Origin of the sequence: Algoriphagus sp. (assembly GCF_039969895.1) — a bacterium.
Lineage (GTDB): Bacteria > Bacteroidota > Bacteroidia > Cytophagales > Cyclobacteriaceae > Algoriphagus.
The window spans coordinates 1-20,064 of the sequence record NZ_JBDVMZ010000012.1 but is presented as its reverse complement, the minus strand read 5'-3'; the positions used below and the strand labels follow the sequence as shown (position 1 = coordinate 20,064).

Annotated in this window: 20 protein-coding genes; 11 read left to right on the top strand and 9 right to left on the bottom strand. The window is 41.6% G+C overall.

Annotated elements, in window-relative coordinates; all coding sequences use genetic code 11:
* Positions 1–59 precede the first annotated feature (59 nt).
* Entirely contained in the window at positions 60–2,585 is a 2,526-nt protein-coding gene (locus ABJH64_RS06195) for a zinc-dependent metalloprotease (protein ID WP_348273868.1), read from the bottom strand.
* Positions 2,586–2,692: 107 nt separating this feature from the next.
* Between ABJH64_RS06195 and ABJH64_RS06190 the strand changes: the two genes are divergently transcribed.
* A complete protein-coding gene (locus ABJH64_RS06190) occupies positions 2,693–3,808 on the top strand; it encodes an NAD(P)/FAD-dependent oxidoreductase (protein WP_348299525.1) in 1,116 nt (371 codons plus the stop codon).
* Here the strand turns inward: ABJH64_RS06190 and ABJH64_RS06185 are convergent.
* Complete coding sequence (locus ABJH64_RS06185; protein ID WP_348276138.1) at positions 3,805–4,701, bottom strand: UbiA family prenyltransferase; 897 nt, start codon at positions 4,699–4,701, stop codon at positions 3,805–3,807. The genes ABJH64_RS06190 and ABJH64_RS06185 overlap by 4 nt on opposite strands.
* 202 nt (positions 4,702–4,903) lie before the next feature.
* On the opposite strand from ABJH64_RS06185, the gene ABJH64_RS06180 reads away from it, so the two are divergent.
* The 3 genes from ABJH64_RS06180 to ABJH64_RS06170 all read left to right on the top strand — a co-directional run bounded on the left by ABJH64_RS06180 (position 4,904) and on the right by ABJH64_RS06170 (position 7,746).
* On the top strand, positions 4,904–5,983 hold the full coding sequence (locus ABJH64_RS06180) for a type III polyketide synthase (protein WP_348276139.1): 1,080 nt from the start codon (positions 4,904–4,906) through the stop codon (positions 5,981–5,983).
* On the top strand, positions 5,980–6,684 hold the full coding sequence (locus tag ABJH64_RS06175; protein WP_348276140.1) for a methyltransferase domain-containing protein: 705 nt from the start codon (positions 5,980–5,982) through the stop codon (positions 6,682–6,684). Before ABJH64_RS06180 ends, ABJH64_RS06175 begins: the two co-directional genes overlap by 4 nt.
* Positions 6,685–6,882: 198 nt before the next feature.
* Positions 6,883–7,746, top strand: a complete 864-nt coding sequence (locus ABJH64_RS06170; RefSeq protein ID WP_348276141.1) for a mechanosensitive ion channel domain-containing protein — start codon at positions 6,883–6,885, stop codon at positions 7,744–7,746.
* 51 nt (positions 7,747–7,797) lie between these two features.
* On the opposite strand, the gene ABJH64_RS06165 is transcribed toward ABJH64_RS06170, so the two are convergent.
* The 3 genes from ABJH64_RS06165 to ABJH64_RS06155 all read right to left on the bottom strand — a co-directional run bounded on the left by ABJH64_RS06165 (position 7,798) and on the right by ABJH64_RS06155 (position 9,645).
* Entirely contained in the window at positions 7,798–8,475 is a 678-nt protein-coding gene (locus ABJH64_RS06165; RefSeq protein ID WP_348276142.1) for a nitroreductase family protein, read from the bottom strand.
* 56 nt (positions 8,476–8,531) lie between these two features.
* Positions 8,532–9,368 (bottom strand): hypothetical protein, encoded by an 837-nt coding sequence (locus ABJH64_RS06160; protein ID WP_348276143.1) that lies wholly within the window; start codon positions 9,366–9,368, stop codon positions 8,532–8,534.
* 103 nt (positions 9,369–9,471) lie between these two features.
* Positions 9,472–9,645, bottom strand: a complete 174-nt coding sequence (locus ABJH64_RS06155) for a hypothetical protein (RefSeq protein WP_348276144.1) — start codon at positions 9,643–9,645, stop codon at positions 9,472–9,474.
* Between the two features lie 87 nt (positions 9,646–9,732).
* Between ABJH64_RS06155 and ABJH64_RS06150 the strand changes: the two genes are divergently transcribed.
* From ABJH64_RS06150 to ABJH64_RS06135, 4 genes are read left to right on the top strand one after another with little or no spacing between them, the layout of a single operon-like run.
* On the top strand, positions 9,733–11,520 hold the full coding sequence (locus ABJH64_RS06150; protein WP_348276145.1) for a DNA mismatch repair protein: 1,788 nt from the start codon (positions 9,733–9,735) through the stop codon (positions 11,518–11,520).
* A 54-nt stretch (positions 11,521–11,574) separates the two neighbouring features.
* Positions 11,575–12,720 (top strand): 5-(carboxyamino)imidazole ribonucleotide synthase, encoded by a 1,146-nt coding sequence (locus ABJH64_RS06145; RefSeq protein ID WP_348276146.1) that lies wholly within the window; start codon positions 11,575–11,577, stop codon positions 12,718–12,720.
* On the top strand, positions 12,717–13,232 hold the full coding sequence (gene purE / locus ABJH64_RS06140) for a 5-(carboxyamino)imidazole ribonucleotide mutase (RefSeq protein WP_348276147.1): 516 nt from the start codon (positions 12,717–12,719) through the stop codon (positions 13,230–13,232). The genes ABJH64_RS06145 and purE overlap by 4 nt, the downstream gene beginning before the upstream one ends.
* 38 nt (positions 13,233–13,270) lie before the next feature.
* Entirely contained in the window at positions 13,271–13,414 is a 144-nt protein-coding gene (locus ABJH64_RS06135; RefSeq protein WP_348276148.1) for a hypothetical protein, read from the top strand.
* Here ABJH64_RS06135 and ABJH64_RS06130 read toward each other — a convergent pair.
* Together ABJH64_RS06130 and ABJH64_RS06125 are read right to left on the bottom strand one after the other, a co-directional pair.
* The gene (locus ABJH64_RS06130; RefSeq protein WP_348276149.1) at positions 13,411–13,866 is read right to left on the bottom strand and encodes a hypothetical protein; all 456 of its coding nucleotides are present in this window, start codon (positions 13,864–13,866) and stop codon (positions 13,411–13,413) included. The two genes, ABJH64_RS06135 and ABJH64_RS06130, sit on opposite strands and share 4 nt — an antisense overlap.
* A gap of 12 nt (positions 13,867–13,878) precedes the next feature.
* The gene (locus ABJH64_RS06125; protein WP_348276150.1) at positions 13,879–14,226 is read right to left on the bottom strand and encodes a DUF3127 domain-containing protein; all 348 of its coding nucleotides are present in this window, start codon (positions 14,224–14,226) and stop codon (positions 13,879–13,881) included.
* A gap of 350 nt (positions 14,227–14,576) precedes the next feature.
* Between ABJH64_RS06125 and ABJH64_RS06120 the strand changes: the two genes are divergently transcribed.
* Together ABJH64_RS06120 and ABJH64_RS06115 are read left to right on the top strand one after the other, a co-directional pair.
* Positions 14,577–15,179 carry a sigma-70 family RNA polymerase sigma factor gene (locus tag ABJH64_RS06120; RefSeq protein ID WP_348276151.1) on the top strand — a complete coding sequence of 201 codons (603 nt, stop codon included), beginning with the start codon at positions 14,577–14,579 and terminating at the stop codon, positions 15,177–15,179.
* Positions 15,154–15,387, top strand: coding sequence for a hypothetical protein (locus tag ABJH64_RS06115; protein ID WP_348276152.1), 234 nt, complete (start codon positions 15,154–15,156; stop codon positions 15,385–15,387). The genes ABJH64_RS06120 and ABJH64_RS06115 overlap by 26 nt, the downstream gene beginning before the upstream one ends.
* A 31-nt stretch (positions 15,388–15,418) precedes the next feature.
* On the opposite strand, the gene ABJH64_RS06110 is transcribed toward ABJH64_RS06115, so the two are convergent.
* Positions 15,419–16,282 carry an alpha/beta hydrolase gene (locus ABJH64_RS06110; RefSeq protein ID WP_348276153.1) on the bottom strand — a complete coding sequence of 288 codons (864 nt, stop codon included), beginning with the start codon at positions 16,280–16,282 and terminating at the stop codon, positions 15,419–15,421.
* A gap of 13 nt (positions 16,283–16,295) precedes the next feature.
* Positions 16,296–17,732, bottom strand: a complete 1,437-nt coding sequence (locus ABJH64_RS06105; RefSeq protein ID WP_348276154.1) for an aldehyde dehydrogenase family protein — start codon at positions 17,730–17,732, stop codon at positions 16,296–16,298.
* 408 nt (positions 17,733–18,140) lie between these two features.
* Here ABJH64_RS06105 and ABJH64_RS06100 point away from each other — a divergent pair.
* A partial coding sequence (locus tag ABJH64_RS06100; RefSeq protein ID WP_348358151.1) for a GEVED domain-containing protein occupies positions 18,141–20,064 on the top strand: 1,924 nt, incomplete at its 3' end.

Genomic DNA, 20,064 nt, shown 5'->3' with positions numbered 1-20,064 from the left:
TAAAACATTAAGTTTACCCTTAGTTCAGTCATTCCTTTTCGGTCTTCCAGCTTTTATCCTTACTTAGGATCAAGAATAGCGTTTATTCTTTCTAACGCATCTTCCAAGTGAAGCTTAGACATTCTGTCTGAGGTTCTAGAGATTGCAGATTTGATGTCTTTCTGCAAGATTTTCAATTCTCCTCTAGCCATAGGTCTGATGTCAGACTGAGAGGCGTTGATTTGAGGGCCGTAGAAGCTTCTTGCTGCAGCTGGGATGTTCGGTCCATCGCTTGTCATCAGGTACTCCATACGCTCAATGTAAGCTCTTTGCAATGCTCTTCTGTGAACATCGATGGTTTTGCCAGCAGGAAGTTCAGACCAGATGCCTTTTCTCAGGTCGTCAAATAGCTCCGTCATTTTGTATGCTTTATCACCGTTAAGAGCTTCGTTTTCGATCACTCGACCAAGTCTTCCCAGGTCAAGAACCGAATTCAAAGTACCTGCTTGCACGCCACGGATTCTTTCCAATGCACCAAAATCTTCTGTTCTAGCGAAGATATCATCTTGCATCATCCACTCAGGAGTAGTGAAAAGTTCTTTGTTCAGGAAGGAAATTGCAGACTTTTGGATGTCTTTGGAAGTATGGGTATAAACAGGAAGATCCTGACCCGTAGCTCTATAGACTTCAGCTACACCACCCACGTTGGTTTTTACATGGCCCATGTATCTATTGAATTGAGTGATCACCTGACCATACATTTCTTTCAAATCATCAAAGTCCTTATAAGGCTTATTGTCCTCAGCAGTCCACTCCATTAGGTTGGGCATGATGCGCTTCAAATTGGCGATACCATATTCAGAAGCTTTCATGGAGTTGTCACCTAGGTCTTCGCTTTGTGCAGTAGGGTCATAGCTATTTCCCTGACGTCCATATCTGTAAATTGGATCACCTTGTTTTTCCAAGATCCACTTGTCCAAAGTCGCTAATTCGTCTTCTGGAGTAGCAGCATCAGGAATAGGTCTATAACCCCAAGCGATAGAATACTTATCATAAGGACCTACGTTTGGCATCAGGCTTACACCTTTGTCGCCTGGCTGTGCGATGTAGTTGAATCTAGCATAATCCATTATAGATGGCGCAGTTCCATATTCTTGGGTAAAGTCCGCATCCCTCAATTTCTCTACTGGGTAAGCATGAGAAGAAGCGAAGTTATGTGGAAGTCCAAGAGTGTGTCCTACTTCGTGAGAAGAAACAAACTGGATCAATCTTCCCATCACTTCATCTTTGAATTGTACGCTCTGCGCATCTGGGTTGATAGCTGCGGTCTGAATAAAGAACCAGTTTCTCAAAAGGTTCATCACATTATGATACCATCCGATATCAGATTCTAGGATTTCGCCTGACCTAGGATCAGATACGTGCGGTCCATACGCATTTTGAATATCAGAAGCGAAGTATCTGATCACAGAATATCTAGCATCTTCCGGGCTCCAATCTGGATCTTCTTCTTTAGTAGGGGCTTCTTTGGCAATAATGGCGTTTTTAAAACCTGCCGCTTCAAAAGCTACCTGCCAGTCATTTACACCTGCGATTAAGTAAGGAACCCACTGCTTAGGAGTAGCTGGATCGATGTAATAAACGATCTGCTTCTTCGGCTCTACAAGCTCACCTGCTTTGAATTTGGCCATATCCTCATCCTTCACTTCTAATCTCCATCTATCCAAGAAGGTACGATTAGCAGCTTTCTGAGCATCTGCTCCATAATCTACCACAGATCTGCTAAACCAACCCACCCGCTGGTCTCCCAGACGTTGCATCATTGGTGTCTTTGGAAGCAACAGCATGGAAGAGTTCATCTCCAAAGTGATAGATCCAGTAGAGCTATTTGAAGGAGGATCACTAGCCAGGTAAGTCATCACATATCTTGCCTCGATGTTGATCGGATAAGTATGGATATGCTCGATGTAAGATCTGTCTGTGTCCAAACGGCTCACTTTGTATTGGGTACGCTGTCCTTTTGGCAAACCAAGCGCTTGTACGTCCTTTGCCCATAGATCTGTAGCCTCTATGACGATGCCAGTAGAGTCCGTTCCAAGGGATTTGATAGGGAATTTCTGCAATAATGGCTCCAAGTTGGAGTTTTTCACAGCCAATGCAATTGGAAGCGAATCTGCAGCATAGTTGTTAACAGAGATAACTTTTAAGAAGATATCGTTGTTGTTCTTTTCCCAGCGAAGCATCAGCGTGTTGGTACGCTCACCGCCATAACCAATCCCAGTGGCAGTTTTGGCGATCGTAGTGACCATTAACATGTCTCTGCCTAGCAAAGAATCAGGGATTTCGTAGTAGTATTTGTTTTCAATCTGGTGAACCTTGAAAAGGCCATCCTTGGACTTTGCCTTAGCAGTGATTACCTCTTTGTAAGGTTTTGGATCTGAATCGTTACCTTTTGGTTTGGCAGGAGCTGCAGGAGTGGTTGTTTCTTTCTTTGCGTCCTTTTTGTTCTTTTTCTGAGCAAAAGTATCCGTAGAATAAAACATCACACCCATCGCACCTAAGAATAATGTCAATCTCCTCAGTGATTTGGGTAGGGTATTTCTCATAGTTATTATTTGGTTATTTGATTTCTAAACCGTGAATTTCTTTAAAGCATCTGTAAGGAGTGTCCATATTTGATGAGCGGTGTAATTGTGGATTTAAAGGTTAAAATGTGAAGAAAAAGTACAGTACGATAGTAATTGGAGGTGGCTTAGCGGGCTTAATTTCTACCTATTTGCTAGCCAAAAGCGGACATCAAGTTCTTTTGATTGAAAAGAAGGCGTACCCGTTTCACCGGGTATGCGGAGAGTATCTGTCAAATGAAGTCCTCGATTTTTTGACTCGGGAAAATCTGCTGCCACCGGATTATGCATTTCCCCAGGTGACCAAATTTGTTTTTTCGGATACCACAGGCAAAAGTGTATCCACCCCTTTAGATTTGGGAGGTTTTGGAATCAGTCGATACGTGCTGGATGAGCATCTCTTTCAGAGGGTCTTGGAAAAAGGAGGGGAAGTAAAATCGGGTGTTCAGGTGGAGTCTGTTGATTTTGATGAAAATAGTCAGGTTTTCCACCTCGAGGTAGCGGGAGGGGATACGTATCAATCGGACTATGTGATTGGTGCCTTTGGCAAAAGGTCTAAATTGGATAAGGTTTTGAAAAGAAGTTTTATCCAAAAGCGCAGCCCGTATATAGGAGTGAAATATCACATCAAAACGGATTTTGATAGCTCTTCTGTTGCGCTCCACAATTTTGACGGTGGATATTGTGGGCTGAATGCCATAGAGGATGGGAAAGTAAACCTTTGCTATCTGGGAGACAGAGATCAATTGAGGGCGTATGGTTCTATACAAGCATTAGAAAAAGAGGTGTTGTGGAAAAATCCGAACCTCAGACACTATTTTTTGGATAGTGATTTTCTTTTTGAAAAGCCTGAAGTAATCAATGAGGTGAACTTCGAGCGAAAAAATCCAGTGGAGAATCACATCCTGATGGCTGGAGATTCCGCTGGATTAATCACGCCTCTTTGTGGTAATGGCATGGCTATGGCGATTCAATCGGGAAAGTTAGCGGCTGAAGCGATTTTGTCAGGAAAAGAGAGAGCGGAAGTGGAGGCACTTTACGAGACCTCATGGAATTCATTCTTCAAGCAAAGGCTTTGGCTGGGAAGAACTATACAACGGCTTTTTGGAACTACAAAGGCTTCGATTTTTGCGCGAAGGCTTATTCAATACGTGCCTTTTGCCGCAGGCCAACTCATCAAAAACACTCATGGAAAACCTTTTTAAACTCCCAACGCCTGTAAGATCTGCGTGTTTTTCAGAAAGTAATAAATGAAGAATGCATTGAGTGCCAACGCAGAGAAATAATTCATGCCCATGGCCCAGGAGTAATTGGCATATTTCTCAGGATTTAGCCGGACAAAGTTGAACCAAGTCAAAAAGTATAGCATGATGGGAGTCATGGCGGCAAGGTAGATCCAAAGGATTTGAGTCTGATTTCTGGCTAAAAAATACCAAGCAAAAGCAGCTCCGGTGCACATAAAAACCAAAGCTGCGAAGAGAAAAGTGCCTTTGATTCCCAACACCAAACTCAGCGTACGATCTCCTCTACGGCTATCTTCCCCGTGCTGATAGACCTGTGTCAGCGGGTAATTTCCCCACAGCATCAAGCTGGTCAATAGTCCGGGTAGCAGCACATGGGACTTTGTCAACACATCCCAACTTAGATTGCTGAGACCGGCATAAGCCATCCCAAACGTGAAATATCCCTGAAATAAACCCGCGATGAACCAGCTCAGCCAAGGGTATTTTTTGAGACGAATGCTGGGGTGAGAATAAGCCATACTCACCAAGCCATAGACCAACAGCATGCCTGCAAAACTGAAATTAATCGTGGCTCCTATTCCAAGAGCGACTAGGAAGAATACCAGGGAAAGCCAATAGAGATCTTTGGTGACTTTTGGTGGATGCTTCAGTCCACCTATACTCTCTTCATCTTTGTCAAAATAGCTGTTGTAGCCGTTACTCGAAGGATATAGAAAAAGATGCAGGGCTAGGAAAACCCATAAGATTCTGGATTCATTGTGATTAGGCGTAAGTGCTAGCGCAAAAAAGAAGACAGGCATCAAAAATAGAGAAAAAGGAATGCGGAGATGCCTAAGGCTAGAAGTTGTAATCATGTCGTAAGTGAGTTGGAAGAATAACTTTTCTGGAGAGAGATGGTTACCTGTATTCAGCCAATTTAGAAATATTCGATTAACTTGATTGAAACAACGGGAACTTATCTAGCGATAAGTTGGCATCTTTTTCGAAATTGAACTTCACCTAAACCACTAAAAAACAAACCATGGTCATACTTTCTCACCGATCAATTTTTTATATATGAGTACAGCAATCGTCAGTATCGGTTTGGCGAATCCCGGAAAACCAATAGCTCAATCTTCTATTGCTAGTTTTATGCAGAAAGCCCATCAACTGGATGAGCTCGAAGCTAGGAAGTTGAGTTTTCTTTATAGAAAATCTGGAATCTCCAGTCGCCATTCTGTTTTGAGTGATTTTGAAAAATCTGATCAGGAGGATTTTACTTTTTTTCCTAAAAGTAAAGACTTTGAGCCTTTTCCCAGTACCAAAGCTAGAATGGAAGTTTTCAGGAAAACGGCTCCAGAGCTTTGCAGAGATGCAGTGACCAATTGCCTCGCTAAAACTGAAACCAAACCCGAAGAAATTACCCATCTTATTTTGGTTTCCTGTACGGGGATGGTAGCACCAGGAGTAGAGTTGGAATTGATGAAGCTTTTGGATTTGGATGATGCGGTGGAGAGGTATTGTATTCACTTCATGGGCTGTTATGCAGGCTTCACGGGATTGAAGCTTGCCGACAAAATAGTGAAAGCAGAGCCTGCTGCCAAGGTAATGCTGGTCTCAGTGGAGCTTTGCACCCTACATTTTCAGAAGGAGTATGTGGAAGATAATATTCTGGCTAATTCACTTTTTGGGGATGGAGCCGCCGCGGCTTTGGTGATGAATTCTGATTCTGGCTTGAAAATTCACTCCTATCTCAGCCAGGTCCTACGGGAAGGCGAAGAAGATATGGCCTGGGGAATCGGTGATTTTGGCTTTGAGATGAGGCTGAGCAAGTATATTCCTAGCCTTCTGGATCAGGGCATTGGCAAGTTAAAGGCAGACTTCGAAGAGCGGTTCCAGTTGTCCTCTGTGGATAACTTCGCCATTCACCCCGGTGGCAAACAGATTTTGAATAAGGTGCAAGAAGCCTTTGGCTTGTCTGAGTCCGTGAATGCGCATGCGATGCGAGTACTAGATCAGTTTGGTAATATGTCTTCGGCTACCATACTTTTTGTCCTGGAGCGAATGCTTCACGATGATGAGATTCAGGGAAAAATACTCTCCATGGGATTTGGGCCGGGGCTTACTTTGGAAACTCTACTGCTGGATAAGTCATGAGTATTTTTGCGCAGCGAAGTGAGGAAAAAGAACTCATGGATGACCTCAACTGCTCGGGTGAAGAGCTAAATCAAACCTTGCGTGAGCTGAAAACCATCAATCGCTGGCTGGGTGGGAACTATGTGACGACTTCCGGACTGGCCAAGGTTTTCAAGAGTTTTCCACAACCAACTTATTACATAGCAGATATAGGATGTGGAGGTGGGGATATGATTCGGGTGATGGATGACTGGGCGAAAAACCACCAAAAAGCACTCAATTTCACAGGAATCGATGCCAACAGGAACATTATTGAACTTGCTGCGGTTAGATTAGCTGACTTACCCGAAATTACCTGGAGGGTTCAAAATGTTTTTGACGTTGAATTTTCAGAAGAAAAAGTAGATATTTCTACTTGTACGCTCTTTACACATCATTTTAACGATAGCGAGCTAGTATCCTTACTAAAATCCCTACGAGAAAAATCACGCCTGGGAATAGTGATCAACGATTTGCACCGCCATCCTTTTGCGTATTACAGCATCAAATGGCTGACGCGGGTATTTAGCAAATCAAAGATGGTCCAGCATGACGCCTCTTTATCGGTATTGAGGAGCTTTTCTAGGTCAGATTGGGAAAGGATTTTGAAAGCTGCCCAAATCAAACACTATGAAATTAGCTGGCATTGGGCTTTTCGCTGGCAAGTGAATATTATATTTTAATGCATGTATATCCACTTTGTCACCAGTCATGTCTAAGGCAAAAAGTTAGATAGGATTTGCTTAACTTAAGAGTTGAGGCCTCTTTGGTCCCCTGTCTTCGGACTTCTATCCGGATGAGTTGGGGAATACTAGCTATTGGAATTATTACGGATAGTCATACCTATTAAAAATCATTATTCAACCAAAAAATATATTACAATGGAAGACTTTGGAATATCTCAAGAAACAGCTGATGCATTATATGCAGATGGGATAAGTCTAGCAGTTTCAATCGCACTGAGTATTATTGGTGCACTGATTTTTTATTTTGTAGCGAGAGCTATCATCAAAAAATTGCTGATAGGGCTAAGGAGATTTTTGGAGCGAAGAGACGATTCTCCCTCATTGAATGAGTTTCTATATGGTTTTGCCAAAATTTTGCTCTATGCTATTCTAATTGTGGGTGTCCTTATGATTTTGGGTGTACCGGGAAGTTCATTCTTAGCCATATTTGGTGCTGCCGGTTTAGCCATTGGTTTGGCCTTGCAGGGATCACTATCGAATTTTGCCGGAGGCCTACTCATTTTAGCATTTAAGCCGTTCAGAGTTGGGGATGTTATCGTGGCGCAAGGACATACCGGAACCGTGAACAGAGTACAGATTCTTTATACCCATCTGATGACTTTTGATAATCAGGAAGTGATCATACCAAATGGTAGTCTGGCGAATTCCGATATCGTCAATATGAGTACGCAGGAAACTAGGAGAGCTGAAATCAAAGTTGGAGTAGCCTATGGTACCAATATTAAAAAAGCTAAAGAAATTATTCTGAACATCTTCAATAATGATCCTAGGGTATTGCAAGATCCTGCTCCATTTGTCGCTTTACAAAATTTTGGAGATAGTTCACTTGATATGGTCGTGAGAGTTTGGGCAAAATCTTCTGAAATGTGGCCAGTTTATTTTGATGGGATGGAAGCTATAAATACTGAATTTGAGAAGGCAGGAATAGAAATTCCTTTCCCTCAGCGCGTGGTACATCAAATCAAAGAGAAGGCTGCCGAGGAGGAAGCCAACTCTTAAAAACTCATTCTAAACTAGAAAAGGCGATCACTATTGATCGCCTTTTTTAGTTTAGAATCTTTTTATTACCTCATGAAGCGGCTTTCTTTCAATAGCTGGCACATAGGTTTCTGCTTTTGGATAGCCTACAGGAATTAATAGATAGGGTTTCTCATTGAATGGTCGTTCAAGTATTTCGCTGAGAAAATTCATGGGACTAGGCGTGTGTGTGACAGCCGTCAGCCCAGCTTGATGAATTGCAGCTATCAGGAAACCGCAGGCGATTCCCACCGATTCGTTGACATAGTAATGCTGCGACTTCTGGCCGTTTTCCAATCCATAAGATTGCTTGAAAACTACTATCAGATAGGGAGCTTCTTCCAAAAATGGCTTTTCCCAGTTGGTACCTAGAGGTTTGAGATCAGCTTTCCAGTTTTCCGGCATCCGAGTGGAATAGCTAATTTTCTCCTCCTCTTCGGCTGCATCTCTGATTTTCTTTTTGATACTGGGATCAGAAATAAGGCAAAAAGTCCAAGGCTGTTTGTGTGCTCCAGATGGGGCTGTACTAGCTGTGAGGATTATATTTTCCATCACCTCTAGTGGAACAGGTCTGGGGTCAAACTCCCGAACGGTTCGTCGCTGATCCATTTCTTGATAAAAATGCTCGGAGCGCTGGATCATTTCTTCTTGGCTGAGCTGCGGACGTTCATACCGAATATGCTCAAAACCCTCAATTTTTTTCTTTTCCATAAACAACAACGGCTACCTCGAAAGATAGCCGTTTTGATTTAAGATATTAGAGAGAATTAGTCTAGTGTGATCGCTTTTGATCCTCCGGGATAGAAGACTGTGGCGAGTTTGTCACATGTCTCATCACCGTAATCTACTGAGACTTCAATACCTAAGAATTGAAATTTCTGAATTCCACCGATAGGATAAGTAATGCCAGAATCCATGCAGTTTTTTGTATAGATCAATGGTTCATTGGTGGATGTAATATAGTCAACCCCTTCTCGGCTCTTTCCAGCGGCAGTTCCTGTGATAGAAACTTCGTATGCACCTTGAGTTCCAAGTGTAATAACCCGCTGTTGCTCGCTATTGATTGTAAAAAAGGTAGCGTTCGGCCAAGTCACTTTTCCATTCTGAATGGAGACGCCCAGGGTAATGCTATTGTTCCCCCCGTTTACACCTTTATTTGTGATTTTTCTAGTTCCTTCTACTTTCAGGCCATCTACTTCATAACCTTCGAAAGTTGTGGTGATTTCTGAGCCAGGAAAAAGCAAGTTGGCTGTATAGGCTATTTTCACTTTTCCTTTTCTTACCACGCCGTAGTTATTAGTACAGCCAGCTCCAAAATCAATGGTGATCAATTTGGCAGCATTATCTAGTTTGATGATAGTCCCTTCGCATAGATTGCCTCCAGGAAGATCCACGGTTGTTCTGGCGTTTAGTCCAGAGCTACTTAAGGCAGAAAGAGTGATGTAATCGACGTCTTCGAAAGTGCTGATTACCTGACTATTTTCTTCGACTACAGATAATTCAGGTACGGGAGCCTCTGGACTATCGTTCATGTCACAACTGAACACTAGCATTGATGCGATAAGCACACAAGCCAAAAATGGAAATTTAGGGGTGTTTTTCATATGTTTATAATTTTAACTTTAATGGCCATATGGAATCTCGCATGGTTATAATCATCCCAGTGTGTAACGTTATTCGTCATGCTCGATTTCATGAGAGATTAATTTATGATTTTTTCTTTATAGGTTTTTTGGTGGGGACTTTGGTACTTCCACCTACGCAGCCGATATTTTGAGTAAATGGGACATCATCAGGTAAAATTCCCATTCCTTCAGACATTTCCCAATCTTCGATTTCAATTTCTTTTTCTGCTTCTTTTTTATCGTTTTTCTTTTTCATGCCTTTTCTTTTTGATACTGTACAAACGACTCATCCTGGCTAAAATTTGAATATGTGGCAAGGATTGCGCCAATTTCAATACTAAGCTTGGTTCAATTCCTATCTTTGGGCATGAATGGGTTTGATTTTGAAAATTCTGGTCTCGAAGAGAAGCTGAAAACGGTAAAAAAAAAGGCGTCAACACTATCATTATTGCGGTTGATTGTGTTTTTTGCAATGGGTGCGTTGTTCGTTTTGTCTATTTCTGAGAGTCCTTATTTATTTTTTGGTTTTTTGGCTGCGGCATATGCTTTTATCAGCTTGATCAGGAAATATAATGTTCAGAAAGATCAAGAGGCTATTTATTTAGCTCTGGAGACAATGAATCTTAACAGGGCAATGCGAGTAGAAAGGAAGCTGAATGACCTGGAAATGGGGAGTGAATTTCAAGATAAGAAACATCCTTTTTCCAATGACTTGGACTTGTTTGGTGACCATTCTTTGTTTCAACTGCTCAATCATACGGTATCCAAAAAGGGGAAGGAATCGCTTGCAGCCAAAATGAAGGCAGATTTTGATTTGAAGAAAGCAGATCCGCTTCGAATGGCCTCCTCAGAATTGTCCACAAAACCCAGAGTTCTCCAAGCAATGGAAAGTATTGGGTTAGCTTTTTATACTGAGGAAAAAGTGAATTCAGGTTGGGTCAACTGGCTCAATCAGCAGGAGAAAAGTACCTTCTTAATTTCCATTTTTGCATTTGTAGGGCCACTCGGGGGGATTTCGGTCTTAGTTTTGAGTTTTCTAGGCATTATTCCAGGCGCATTGGTTGGGGTGTGGGTTTTGATAGGATTGGTGTTTTTAGGCTTGGTTTTTAACCCATTAAAAAATGCTTCAGAGTCTTTGCCAAGTAGAAATCAGCTAAAAACCTACCGGTATTGGCTGGCAATTCTGGAGGGTGAAAAGTTTGAATCGTCTCTTCTAAAAAAAATGCAAGCTCCATTTCTTACCGATGGGCTCAAAGCTTCCACACTTTTTGATCAGTTGGATAGCTTGGGGCTTTGGGTGGAGAATCGAATTAACCTCCTTTATATTCCATTGAACCTACTTTTTTGGACAGATCTATTTTTATTTCTCAGGCTGATTTCTTGGAAAAAGAAGCACGGTCAGGTGGTTGCTCATTTTCCAGCTCAACTGACCGAGTGGGAAGTCATGATTTCCCTGGGGGCTTTCGAATATGAAGTTGGGGGTAAGGGAAAAGTGATTTCCGTGGAAAAAGGGCTGCTTGGTAGGGCGGTTGCTCATCCGCTACTTCACCCTCAGGTGGCGGTAGCGAATGACTTCATGATCAATGCCAACCAACAGTTGATTTTACTTACGGGCGCAAATATGAGTGGGAAAACGACCTTCATGCGAACGCTGGGGGTTAATTGTGTGTTGGTGAACCTAGGCTTGAGTCCTTTTGCGGAGGAGTTTGGATTCAGTAATTTTCAACTCTATACGAGTATGAGAAATACGGACAATCTTGGTGAAAGTGTGAGTTCGTTTTATGCTGAGCTAAGCCGGATCAAACAGCTTATCGATAGAATAGAAAGTGGCGAAGAGATATTCTTTTTGCTAGATGAAATTCTAAAAGGCACTAATACAGAAGATCGAATAGCTGGATCGGAAGCGCTCATCAGCCAAGTCAATAACACTCGTGGGATGGGTATCATCAGTACACATGATATTGAGTTGGCCGACTTGGAAACTCGTATGGATACCGTAAAGAATTACAGTTTTCATTCGGAAATTCATGATCAGACCATTGATTTTGATTACAAAATAAAACGAGGAGCATGTCCTAGTTTTAATGCGCATAAACTCATGGAATTGATGGGCATTCGTTTTAATAACTAGCCACGGATACGCTCATTCAGATATACTAGTTCAATTTTTGATTACTTAAACACTATGGCAATACCATCTCAACCACGCATATTGGGAGTCCTCGGAGGAGGTCAATTGGGCAGAATGCTTATTCAATCAGCGATCAACTACAATCAGGATATCCACATTTTGGATCCCGATCCAAATGCACCCTGCAAAGATTTATCTCAGCGTTTCTCTGTCGGTTCGCTGAAAGATTACGATACCGTTTATGCTTTTGGTCATGGATGTGATGTGATCACGGTGGAGATTGAAAGCGTTAATACTGAAGCGCTTGAGCAATTACAGCGTGAAGGAAAAAAGGTTTATCCACAACCTCATATTCTTAGTCTTATCAAAGACAAACGGAAACAGAAACAATTCTATCAGCTACACAATATTCCAACAGCTGATTTTATCCTCACAGAAAATAAGGCTGAAGTTATCCACAATGCTGATTTTCTTCCAGCGGTAAATAAACTTGGAAAGGAAGGCTATGACGGTCGAGGGGTTCAGGTATTGAGGAGTGATAAGGATTTGGAGTATGCATTTGATGCGCCAGGCTTGCTTGAGAAGCTGATTGATTTCGAACGGGAGATAGCTGTTACGGTGGCAAGAAATGAAGCGGGTGATTTGATTGCCTATCCGGCAGTTGAATGTGCTTTTCACCCTACAGCTAATCTGGTGGAATTTCTTTTTGCGCCAGCTGAAATCTCTCAGGAGATCGCCACAAAAGCAGAGGAGATTGCTAAGGATGTGATTTTAAAATTAGGCATGGTGGGTATTTTAGCTGTTGAGATGTTTGTGACCAAAGAAGGAGAAGTTCTAGTCAATGAAGTGGCACCGCGTCCGCACAATAGCGGTCACCATACAATTGAGGCGAATTTCACTTCCCAATTTGAGCAGCACTTACGTTCTGTGATGAATTGGCCACTTGGCAATCCTGAGTTAAGATGTCCCGCAGCTATGATTAACTTGCTGGGAGAAGATGGATTCACGGGTCCCGTGCTTGTGGAAGGTCAAGAAGAAGCGCTGGCTGAGCAGGGTGTTTATATTCATTTATATGGAAAGAAGATCACTAAGCCTTTTAGAAAAATGGGACATGTCACCTTATTGTCTGATTCGGTTTCAGATTTAAAGGAAAAAGCACAACGAATCAAAGAATTAATTAAAATCAAAGCGATACAATGAATCCACAAGTAGGAATAATCATGGGCAGCCAATCAGATCTGCCGATCATGGCTGAGGCTGCACAAATGCTCGAAGAGCTAGGTGTTGCGTACGAATTGACAGTAGTTTCGGCACATCGTACACCGCAGAGGATGATAGATTATGCACATTCAGCTCGTGATCGAGGAATTAAGGTAATCGTTGCCGGTGCAGGTGGTGCGGCTCATTTGCCAGGGATGGTAGCATCTATGACTAGTTTGCCTGTGATTGGAGTTCCGATTAAAAGCTCGAATTCTATCGATGGCTGGGATAGTATTTTGTCGATATTACAGATGCCAGGCGGTATTCCTGTTGCTACTGTTGCTTTGAACGGTGGGAAAAACGCTGGAATTCTAGCAGCCTCTATGGTAGGAGCTTTTGATACTAGAGTAGGAGAAAATCTGGACGCCTATAAGAAGACATTGAAAGAAAAGGTAGAAGAATCAGCAGCTTTGTTAGAAGCGAAAGGTTGGAAAGAAATACTTAATAAATAGAAAATGCGGCTATGGAGCCGCATTTTAAATTTATTGCCATGAACTGGAAGAGGATAATAAAATTTAAGATTGGAGATGTGCCTTGGGAGGTGCCACTGGATGTACTCGTTCTTCTGGGCGTGATCACACTAGTATTGATGGTACTCGGCGCCTATTTTGGTTTTCAATTTGGAAGAGGCTAATCTGTAAAGATTCCCCAGCCATCATCAAGTTTTTCCGAACGGTCAAAACCTCTCTGCCACTCGAGAAATAACTTTCGATATTCTTCAATAGCCTCTCGGAGAAGCTCCAAGTGCTCTTCGGCGTGGGTTTCTTCCATCGCCAATTGATAAGTCATAGAGTTGAGACTTTTTGCGTGGACTTTCATGATTACGGCCTTTTCCATCTTCAATACGTAATCAGAGATCGATTCGGCACCTGCGAATTTGGCACTCATTACCATTGCATCTTCCATCATGATGTTGCCATAGAGTTCTTTCCTTGCTTCATCTAGACTTCCTACCAGAGCTCGGGTCAAGGCAAAAATATCTTTGGCTTTCTTCATCAAAGGATGTTTATAGATTTTCTCATGCTCCTTGCGCGCATCATACTCATCATCTTCATCCCAATCAGCCTCATCGTCATCGTCCCACATGGCAGTTAAGTCTTAGAAAGGCAACTTGTCTTCCTCTCCATCAGAGTGAAAAGTGTCCATCTCTGGCATATCTGAAGGTGCAGCTGATCTGCCTCCGCTTTGTTCTACCTTATAAGCTTTGACTTCCGTGTACCAGCGTCCATTGTATTCTCTACTTTCGACATCTATGCCCAAAGTTACGTTGGCACCTTCAGCTATTGAGAATTGATCGATTTTATCTCCCCACAGAGACACGCAGACTTTTTTAGGGTATTGTCCCCCAGTTTCAATGATGAATTCCTGCTTTCTCCAGGCATTTCCACTTTTTGAATTTCCACCTACTTCGGGTAGTTTTTGAATTACTTTTCCACTCAATTCCATTGTCGTATTTTTTTATTTCTGTCACCGCGAAGATAGGTAATGCGCTCGAATTGTTCTGCTCGATTCCCTTCAAATTACTTTCTCTTGGAAGTTGATGATAATACTTTTTGGCATAAACATTGGTAATTGTAGGCTCTGGAGTGTTGATTTCTATTAGTTATAATTTGCATTTAGTCAACTTTGTGAAATATAATTTGGATTGTCTTTTGACTTCACTCTTTGAGTTAAAATCCTCAAATTTTCTTTGGACAGTTGTTTTTGAAGTCCTACTTTTAAAGCATAATCTTTTTCTTTCACTCTTATTGAATACTATGGCCTAGACCTTTACGTTTATAATAAACCAACTAAAAATGAGTAAACGAATTGGTCCAAAGGACAGCGAATTGATAGCACAGTATCGTAATGGTAGTGATGCTGCCTTTGATCTATTAGTAGATCGATATCAAGGTAAAATGTTCACCACCATTTTTCTGATCGTCAAGGATCAGAAGGTAGCCGAGGATTTGCTGCAAGATGTATTTGTCAAAGTGGTCAAAACTCTCAACTCTGACAAGTACAATGAGGAAGGGAAGTTCCAGCCGTGGGTGATGCGGATAGCTCATAACTTGGCCATTGACTATTTCAGGAAAGCCAAGAGATATCCGACTATTCTGATGGAGGATGGTTCGAACATTTTCAATTCGTTGAAATTTGCCGAAGAAAATGTAGAAGACCGTCAAGTTAGAGAGGAAAATATTGAATTGGTGAAGCGCTTGATAGAAGAGCTTCCTGATGCTCAGAAGCAAGTTTTGATCATGAGGCATTACTTGGATTTGAGTTTCCAGGAGATAGCAGATCAGACAGGAGTGAGTATAAATACCGCCTTAGGAAGAATGCGATACGCGCTTATTCACTTAAGGAAGAAGATGAAACAACTAAATTTCGCATATGATAAAACCATTTACCCCAAATGACTTGGTAAGGTATATTTACCAAGAAATGCCGGAGGTAGAGCAAGAACTCTTAGTGCAAGCCTTGCATAGTGATGACTCACTGATGCAAGAATATGTGGAGATGCTGAGCACAATAGAGCAAATGGATCAAATCCAGCTTCAACCTTCAGAAAAAGTAGTACGAGCCATCAAGATGAGCGCAAAATCTACGGGACTCGAGCGAGTCTGAAAGCATGGTAACCCCGCAATTGCAGGGTTTTTTAGTTTAAAAATTCCGCTAAAAAGTGTGCAGCTTGCTGAAATAAAGCTGAATAGGTTTCGGGCGTAAAGCCATGCCCTTGATTGGGTACTTTAATAAATTCATGAGGCACCCCAGCTTCAGATAGTGCTATGGCCAGCAGTTCACTTTGTGAAATAGGAACCACCTGGTCAACTGTCCCATGAAAAAATATGGTGGGCACAGCTTGCTCGTCAACAAAGGTAATAGGACTGGATTCTGCATAAGCAGTGGGGTTCTCTGATGGATTTCCTCCGAGTAAACCTCTAAGTCCAGCGACGGTAAGAAAATTAAAGTCATACAATTCTGCTAAGTCTGTAGGGGAGAAAAAGGCGACTACCGCTTTAATATTTCCTATTGACGCATGCTTATAGGCATGTAATAAAGCTAAGTGTCCACCCGCACTTGCGCCTGCAAGTATTATAGTGTCTGAAATATTCCATTCAAGTGATTTGCTTTGGATATAGGTGATGGCTTCTTTTATCTCATTTTCTTGGGTAGGAAATTTATTAGCACCAGTATTTAAGTTGAATAAGCTATAATTGATAGAAGCGAATGCATATTCCGGTAAGGCTGTAGAAAGGGCTGATCTAAATTCATTAAATTCCTCTTTGCTGCCTTCAATCCAAGCTCCTCCATGTATATAGATTAGTAGCGGGGTGTCTTTCTGAGATCTGCCTGCCGGCAAATACACATCCATTTTTTGCCGAGGATTTGCCCCATAAGGTTGATCTAACAGATCGATTGCAGTTGCTTCATCTGGAAAAGCATCAGTACTCCTGTCACAACTCAATAGGAAAAGAGCAACTACTGCAATTAAACTTGTTTTTTGAAAAACCCCATTCATAGTTTAGAGATGATTAAAGCCATTTGATCAGCTTGCTGATCAATTCTCGAGTTGCGGTGGTGTAGGGAGGTCTCATTAAGGATACATTGTTATAGCCCACCCTTTGAGATAAAACACCTTTTTGGTGAGAAAATGCAAGAAACCCAAAATGTCCGTGAGCGCTACCAATCCCGCTGTTATTCACTCCGCCAAACGGTAGGTTTGGGTGAAGAAAATGTATCACGCAATCATTTAATACCGCGTTTCCAGAACTAGTTTCTTTTAGAACTCTGGATGATTCCTGGCCCTTTTTTCCAAAATAATAAAGTGCAAGTGGCTTCGGGTTAGCATTGATAAAGGATATGGCATGATCTAGCTCTGAATACTCCAGTATTGGTAGGAGTGGCCCGAATATTTCCTCTTGCATGATTTTCATAGAATGATTGATATTAGTCAGCAAGGTGGGTTCAATGAATCGATCCCGTTGATTTACACTTCCTCCAAACTCGATCTTTGCTCCAAGTTGAATCGCATCCTTAAGCATAGCATTCAATCGATCAAAATTCTTTTCATTGATGATTCTGGCGAGATCCTTGGATTTTTCAATGCCTTCAAAGTTTGGGTCATACATTCTTTGAATAGCTGACTTCATTTCTAGAATGAGTCTTTCTTTTACTTCAGAATGAGCAAAAATATAATCTGGAGCGACACAGGTTTGAGCTGCGTTGATATACTTACCCCCAATTAGTTTTTCAGCGGCATCTTTTAGATCTGCCTCAGGGGAAATGATAACCGGAGATTTCCCGCCTAACTCGAGAGTCACAGAAGTAAGATTTTTGGCAGCGGCTTCCATGACTATTTTTCCTACACTTGGGCTACCAGTAAAGAATATATGGTCAAAAGGCAAAGCCAGAAGAGACTTCGCCATATCTACTCCACCTTGAAAAACCATGACCTCTGAAGGTTTGAATAATTCAGAGATCATTCTATGGATCAACTCAGACGTGTGTGGTGTGAGCTCCGAAGGCTTAATAATAACAGGGCAACCTGCAGCCAATGCGGATATTAGAGGGCCGATGGTCAGGTTAAATGGATAATTCCAAGGGCCAATTATCAGCGAAACTCCTTTTGGTTCATAGATTATTTTACCACTTGTGCCAATCATTGCAAGTGGGGTTCCCACTTTTTGTGGCTTCATCCATGATCCTAATTTACTGATGGTGTGATTGATCTCCGAGGTAATTGGAAATACTTCAGATAGGTCTGTTTCTGCTGCTGGTTTTTTGAAATCTTCGAAAATTGCGTTTTGGATATCTACTTTGTTCTCTTTAACCCAATCTCGAATAAGCTTTATTCTAGCTATTCTTTCTTTAAAGGTAGAAAGCCGCCAGTCCAAAGCGGTTTTTTTCTGGGATTGAAAAATCTCCTTTGCACTGTCTTGTTTGGAAATTGTCGTTTGCTGGTCAATCATAATAGAAAAATGATTTTAGGTTAGATAATAAAGGTACAGAATTCTTTGCCAGTCATAATCCAACCTTTTTTGGGTTTAAAAACTATGGGTAGAAAGTTAGTTTTCTACCGAATCATAAATTTTAAGAAATAGAAAGTATGCATAAAAATGCATTTCAAATAAATTTTTCTGTTACTTACTTGTATATGAAATACAATAAGTTGTATTTTTATGGCAAAATAGTGGTGACCTGTTGCCAATTGTTTTAATGAAAGCAGCGGAACCCATGGGTCTGAACCTTTATAAAATTTTATTTTGATCTTGGAATAGAAATTTTATTCTGTTTAAAGGCATTTCAGTGTTTTATAATTCTGATAGAATTCATTATTGATAGGATTTTACAAAATCGAAATTTTAACAACTTACGATATGGACATTATATCCAATTGTCACACTAGTCCAAGCCTAGATAAAAAAGGATTAAGTATTCTGGCTAGAAATTTTTCAGGAATTATCAAACTTTTAGCTGTTTGGTTGATTTTTTTGGGAGGGATAGTTTTACCTGTGCTAGGTCAGGCTCAAACCAAAGGGTTAGTATCATCCGAAGGAGAAAAGGATGTCATTCCTTATGTTGATTTTCAAAATTTGGGGAATAATCGATCGGGAGCGAGGATGCTTTCGAATCAGACAAATGCGAGGTTATTGGAAGACTTTCCTGATTTTTGTCAAGGGATTTTTAATTTGAATTTTGAGAATGGGATAAAGGTTTTGGGTTCTGGGAATCCGTCTTCTTCTTCGTTATCAAGTCGATATCAAGTCAATGATGTTTATACTTTTAGGAATGTTGTCACCTTACCGGGGAATATTGTAGTTCACGCCCGTGTTACTATTGAGCAAGAGACAAATGGTCAAATTTCGCTTTTTGACAATACCAGTGCTGGTTATCCAAGTGCATTGCAGCCATCTTTTAGACCTAATTCCAGTACGAGTTCAGGACAAGGCTTTGGTATTTTCAACTTTGAATTTGGGACTGGGACTTATAACACGTCAACAGGCGAAATAACTGGTTTTTCACCTATTCAGATCCCCGCTTTCAATGCCTATTTGGTCGATGTGGATGGAGTTTCTTCTGTGAATGAATTCCAGGCGGTCACGGGTGGTGGAACAGCTACTTTTGGACAAGGTGCAGCAGCGAATATTGAGACGTTGACCGACCCGGCACCTTTTTTAAACAGGTATCAGGATAAGACGCAGGGCTCGGCTGATGGTATTCCAATTAACGTTTTTGACCGAATGGTCCGAATAGAGTTTACAGATGTTTCTTCTTTCAAGTGGAAGTTTGGTGTTAATTATAGAGGTACTGGTTCGGGAACTCAGAGTGACCGACTTTTCTCGTTTTATGTTCTATGTATACCTGGTTTTGTACCTGCAGAAGGGGATTACAGTGATGCCCCTGTCACTTATGGTGCTCCAAATCACTTAATTTCAAATAGTACAAATATTAATTCAACCCCGCGATTTGGGAATATTGTAGATAGGGAGCCAGTTGCTTTACCATCACCAAATGCAGACGGGGATGATAACTCATCGGTAGATTTAGCAAATATTGGAAATGTAGATGATGAGGATGGGGTATTCAATGGGGATGGATCTACTCTAAGTGGTTCCTTCAATGCAGGAGGTACAAAAACAATACGAGTGAATACACGGGGCACAGGTATTATGAGCGGCTGGATAGACTGGAACCGTGATGGTGATTTTTTGGATGTTGGTGAGCAGTTTATTGTTAACCAATCTGTTTCAGGTTCAAATACAAATAATTCTGTGGTTGTATCAGTTCCTTGTGACGCAGTGCCAGGAACTTCCTATTTACGAGTAAGAATCAGTACAGTCAATAATTTGACACCTAGAGGCACGGCTGACAATGGAGAGGTAGAGGATTATAAGATTACGATCACAGACACTAATAACTTGGACGCAGTGGTGATTACTGGTCAACCAGTAGGGGCTACCTATTGTCAAGGGACTTTGCCTGGAAATGTGACCAACTTGAGCGTTACGGCTACAGGATCAGGAATAGGAGCCAATTCATATCAGTGGTATCGCAATACTACTAATTCAAATACTGGGGGTGAATTGATTTCCGGGGCAACGACTTCTACTTACAAGCCAAGCGCTTCAGTTGTTGGTATTACATATTATTACGTGGTTGTAAATGGTAACTGTAAGCCAGCAACCTCAGCAGCAGTAGCGGTAGAGGTTACTCCAGCGACAGCAATAACAACAGCACCAGTAGGGGCGACCTATTGTATCGATGCAACAGCGACTGCGTTGACAGTAGCGGCATCAGGAA

Bases quoted from the DNA above. Each gene is read 5' to 3' on its own strand.
- ABJH64_RS06195 (WP_348273868.1), bottom strand. From the start codon at position 2,585: ATGAGAAATACCCTACCCAAATCACTGAGGAGATTGACATTATTCTTA.
- ABJH64_RS06185 (WP_348276138.1), bottom strand. From the start codon at position 4,701: ATGATTACAACTTCTAGCCTTAGGCATCTCCGCATTCCTTTTTCTCTA.
- ABJH64_RS06180 (WP_348276139.1), top strand. From the start codon at position 4,904: ATGAGTACAGCAATCGTCAGTATCGGTTTGGCGAATCCCGGAAAACCA.
- ABJH64_RS06175 (WP_348276140.1), top strand. From the start codon at position 5,980: ATGAGTATTTTTGCGCAGCGAAGTGAGGAAAAAGAACTCATGGATGAC.
- ABJH64_RS06170 (WP_348276141.1), top strand. From the start codon at position 6,883: ATGGAAGACTTTGGAATATCTCAAGAAACAGCTGATGCATTATATGCA.
- ABJH64_RS06165 (WP_348276142.1), bottom strand. From the start codon at position 8,475: ATGGAAAAGAAAAAAATTGAGGGTTTTGAGCATATTCGGTATGAACGT.
- ABJH64_RS06160 (WP_348276143.1), bottom strand. From the start codon at position 9,368: ATGAAAAACACCCCTAAATTTCCATTTTTGGCTTGTGTGCTTATCGCA.
- ABJH64_RS06155 (WP_348276144.1), bottom strand. From the start codon at position 9,645: ATGAAAAAGAAAAACGATAAAAAAGAAGCAGAAAAAGAAATTGAAATC.
- ABJH64_RS06145 (WP_348276146.1), top strand. From the start codon at position 11,575: ATGGCAATACCATCTCAACCACGCATATTGGGAGTCCTCGGAGGAGGT.
- purE (WP_348276147.1), top strand. From the start codon at position 12,717: ATGAATCCACAAGTAGGAATAATCATGGGCAGCCAATCAGATCTGCCG.
- ABJH64_RS06135 (WP_348276148.1), top strand. From the start codon at position 13,271: ATGAACTGGAAGAGGATAATAAAATTTAAGATTGGAGATGTGCCTTGG.
- ABJH64_RS06130 (WP_348276149.1), bottom strand. From the start codon at position 13,866: ATGTGGGACGATGACGATGAGGCTGATTGGGATGAAGATGATGAGTAT.
- ABJH64_RS06125 (WP_348276150.1), bottom strand. From the start codon at position 14,226: ATGGAATTGAGTGGAAAAGTAATTCAAAAACTACCCGAAGTAGGTGGA.
- ABJH64_RS06120 (WP_348276151.1), top strand. From the start codon at position 14,577: ATGAGTAAACGAATTGGTCCAAAGGACAGCGAATTGATAGCACAGTAT.
- ABJH64_RS06115 (WP_348276152.1), top strand. From the start codon at position 15,154: ATGATAAAACCATTTACCCCAAATGACTTGGTAAGGTATATTTACCAA.
- ABJH64_RS06110 (WP_348276153.1), bottom strand. From the start codon at position 16,282: ATGAATGGGGTTTTTCAAAAAACAAGTTTAATTGCAGTAGTTGCTCTT.
- ABJH64_RS06105 (WP_348276154.1), bottom strand. From the start codon at position 17,732: ATGATTGACCAGCAAACGACAATTTCCAAACAAGACAGTGCAAAGGAG.